Raw genomic sequence first — 688 nt, forward strand, 5'->3', positions numbered from 1 at the left:
CGCCGCAGCCTCGATCCAAGGAACCAGACGCGATGACAGTCGAACATGCGAACACAACTCTGCGCCCGCCATTGCCTCCATTCGGGCCCTCGTCTCAACAGCCCGTATTGCTGCGGGTCGAGAACCTCGGCCTTCGCCATCTGTCCAGGTCCGGCCCGACGACGATCCTGAGCGACGTCAGCTTCGAGCTCCGCCACGGCGAGATCCTCGGCATCATCGGCGAATCCGGTGCTGGCAAGTCGACTGTCGGTAATGCCATCCTCGGCCTGCTTGCGCCGGAGTTCCAGCAGACATCGGGAACGATCTCCTTCGATGGCAAGCCCTTGGAGGCGATGTCGGCGGGAGAGCGCGAAGCGCTTCGGGGCAAGCGCATCTCGGCAATCTTCCAGGATCATACCGCCTCGCTCGATCCGCTGATGAGCGTCGGCGCGCAGGTTGAGGAAACTTGCCTGGCGCTCGATCCAACCCTTTCGAGACGTCAGGCCCGCACCCGCGCCATCGATCTGTTGGCACGGGTCGGTATTCCCGAGCCTCAGCGGCGATTTGGCAACTACCCGCACCAGTTCTCCGGTGGCCAGCGGCAGCGCATCGTCATCGCCATCGCCCTTGCGGGGTCTCCCGACATCATCATCGCCGACGAGCCGACCTCGGCACTCGATGCCACCGTGCAGAAGCAGGTGCTCGGATT

At 64.0% G+C, this 688-nt stretch carries 1 protein-coding gene; it reads left to right on the forward strand.

Going from position 1 to position 688, the window contains the following annotated elements:
* Positions 1-32: 32 nt before the first annotated feature.
* Positions 33-688, forward strand: a 656-nt coding sequence (locus AB4Z53_RS35410; RefSeq protein ID WP_441600100.1) for an ATP-binding cassette domain-containing protein, incomplete at its 3' end; no start/stop codon positions are given.

The organism is Ensifer sp. 2TAB8, assembly GCF_052115125.1.
GTDB lineage: Bacteria > Pseudomonadota > Alphaproteobacteria > Rhizobiales > Rhizobiaceae > Ensifer.